Raw genomic sequence first — 3,133 nt, forward strand, 5'->3', positions numbered from 1 at the left:
CCGGTCCGACGGCTGGAAGTCGCCAAGTCGATCGTGTGTCGCGAGCCCAAGAACGCGCAAGCTCCTGACGGGCGACGACCAGCGCGCCGGCTCACGTCCGCTCTGAATGCCCGCTCAGCCAGTCGGCGAGCCCTCCTCCGGAGGTCGCTCCGCAGGGCCAATGACGCGTCGTTTCCTGCGCCGCAGCGGCCCACCCGGCCGTCAAAATCGTGAGAGTCGGCCTGGTCATCGAAACACGCGCTCGAAGCCCTGCGTCTCAACGGCGGCATTACAACCTGACGCCAATCCAGATTAGCCGGCGGCGCTTTTTCGGGCGCCTCGACGTCGATGATCTCTAACCCGACTTAGCGGTCTGCAGATACCGGCCCCGGAGAGACCGTAGCTTTCCTGCCACATAGGCAGACAACCACCCAACCTCGAACGAACCAGCGGACGGCGACGGCGGGGCACAAATAGGCGCAGCGAGCACAGGCGCACTAGCCGCCAGGTCATTAATATGACCACGGCTCTGTCGCTCTTGATTAGAAGATGTCTCAACCGCGCGGATGATTTCCTTGCGCCTAGATTGCCACTCGGAAAGTTCCGCGAGAAGCATACGAATGCTTTCCTCTGCCTCAGAGGTCGACTCTCCTCGGCTTTGCCGCAAGTTGACGAACTGCCGTTGCGAATGAATGAACATAATTGCTCGCGCAATCGCGCGGTCAACTTTAAGAAGGTCCCGGTGGGCTTGGCTCATGCGATCCTGCGACCCCTTTGATGCTGCCGCTTTCGGCGTATGATGATACCGAAATAAATCTCTGAGATACAACTAGGGGTTATTACTTATTGATCAATTTCACCTAAGCGACCGCGCGCGTCTCTCGATCAAAGCAGCCTGCCTCATTGGATGCGCGCGACGTCGCGGCCTACGTAGCCCGACTTCCGAGCCGGTCCTCGGCATGCGGAGGTGCGTCGCACTCAAGCTCCTGGGCGTCTGCAATCGCCGGTCCCGCCTTGCGCTAAAAGGCAAGCAAATCGCGCGCCAGCGACCGTCTTCCCGAAAGTACGACGCGCAGCCGCTTGAGACGCCGGGGCCTTCCGCTCTACGCTCCGGGCAAATCCGCCCTGATGAGGCGGAGCCGCCTGGGAGCAAAGACCGATGTCCGAGAAGCTGCACCCCGTCCCCGACGAGTGGAAGACGCGCGCCCATTACGACAAGGCGAGATACGACGCCGACTACAGGCGCTCCATCGAGGATCCGGACGGCTTCTGGGGCGAGGTCGGCAAGCGGCTCGACTGGATCAAGCCGTTCTCCAAGGTCAAGGACGTCTCCTACGCGCCCGGGAACGTCTCGATCAAATGGTACGAGGACGGGACCCTCAACGTCGCGGCGAACTGTATCGACCGCCATCTCGAGACGCGCGGCGACCAGACCGCGATCCTGTGGGAGGGCGACGATCCGAAGGACTCCAGGGCGATCACCTATAAGGAGCTGCACAGCCAGGTCTGCCGGCTCGCCAACGCGCTGAAGGAGCGCGGCGTGAGGAAGGGCGACCGGGTCACGATCTATATGCCGATGATCCCGGAAGCGGCCTACGCGATGCTCGCCTGTGCGCGCATCGGCGCGATCCACTCGGTGGTGTTCGGAGGCTTCTCGCCCGACAGCCTCGCGGGCCGCATCGAGGGTTGCGAGTCGCGGGTCGTGATCACGGCCGACGAGGGCCTGCGCGGCGGCAAGAAGGTGCCGCTCAAGAAGAACTGCGACGAGGCGATCGCCAAGGTCGGGGGCGTCGACACCGTGTTCGTGGTGGCGCGCACCGGCGCCGACGTGCCGATGACCGAGGGCCGCGACCTCCGCTACGAGGAGGCGGTCGGAAAGGCTTCAGACCAATGCGAGCCCGAGGAGATGAACGCCGAGGACCCGCTGTTCATCCTCTACACCTCGGGCTCGACAGGCAAGCCGAAGGGCGTGCTGCACAGCTCCGGCGGCTATCTGGTCTACGCCTCCTTCACCCATGAGGCGATCTTCGACTACCACGAGGGCGACATCTACTGGTGCACGGCCGACGTCGGCTGGGTGACGGGGCACTCCTACATCGTCTACGGGCCGCTCGCGAACGGCGCGATCACGCTGATGTTCGAGGGCGTGCCGACATATCCGACCACCTCCCGCCACTGGGAGGTGATCGACAAGCACAAGGTCAACATCTACTACACCGCCCCGACCGCGATCCGCGCTCTGATGGGCGGCGGCGAGGGGCCGGTCAAGAAGACCTCGCGCGCATCGCTCAGGCTGCTCGGCTCGGTCGGCGAGCCGATCAATCCGGAAGCCTGGGAGTGGTATTATCGCGTCGTCGGCGACAGCCGCTGCCCGATCGTCGACACCTGGTGGCAGACCGAGACCGGCGGCATCCTGATCACGCCGCTGCCCGGCGCGACCGACCTCAAGCCCGGCTCGGCGACGCTGCCCTTCTTCGGCGTCAAACCCGAGATCGTCGACGCCGAGGGCAAGGTGCTCGAGGGGCCGGGCGACGGCAACCTCGTGATCACGGACAGCTGGCCCGGCCAGATGCGCACGGTCTATGGCGACCACAAGCGCTTCGAGGAGACTTATTTCTCGACCTACAAGAACAAGTACTTCACCGGCGACGGTTGCCGGCGCGACGAGGACGGCTACTACTGGATCACCGGCCGCGTCGACGACGTCATCAATGTCTCGGGCCACCGCATGGGCACGGCCGAGGTCGAGAGCTCGCTGGTCGCGCATGAGAAGGTCGCGGAGGCAGCGGTGGTCGGCTATCCACACGACCTGAAGGGCCAGGGCATCTACGCCTATGTCACCCTCAACGCGGGGGTCGAGGGCACCGACGAGCTCAAGGAGGAGCTCATCGCCTGGGTCCGCAAGGACATCGGCCCGATCGCCTCGCCCGACCTCATCCAGTTCGCGCCGGGCCTGCCCAAGACCCGTTCGGGCAAGATCATGCGCCGCATCCTGCGCAAGATCGCCGAGGACGAGCCCGGCGCGCTCGGCGACACCTCGACGCTCGCCGACCCGGCGGTCGTCGACGACCTCGTCGAGAACCGACAGAACCGGAAGACCGGAAAGGCGGCGTGAGCCGCGGGACATGAACCGTCGTCCCGGCTCCTCAGGGCC

The 3,133-nt window shown here is 64.8% G+C and carries 1 protein-coding gene; it reads left to right on the plus strand.

Going from position 1 to position 3,133, the window contains the following annotated elements; all coding sequences use genetic code 11:
• The first annotated feature begins 1,138 nt into the window (after positions 1 to 1,138).
• Positions 1,139 to 3,094, plus strand: coding sequence for an acetate--CoA ligase (acs, locus tag EK403_RS11115; RefSeq protein WP_128777559.1), 1,956 nt, complete (start codon positions 1,139 to 1,141; stop codon positions 3,092 to 3,094).
• Positions 3,095 to 3,133 lie beyond the last annotated feature (39 nt).

This window comes from Hansschlegelia zhihuaiae (assembly GCF_004103825.1).
Taxonomy (GTDB): domain Bacteria; phylum Pseudomonadota; class Alphaproteobacteria; order Rhizobiales; family Methylopilaceae; genus Methylopila; species Methylopila zhihuaiae.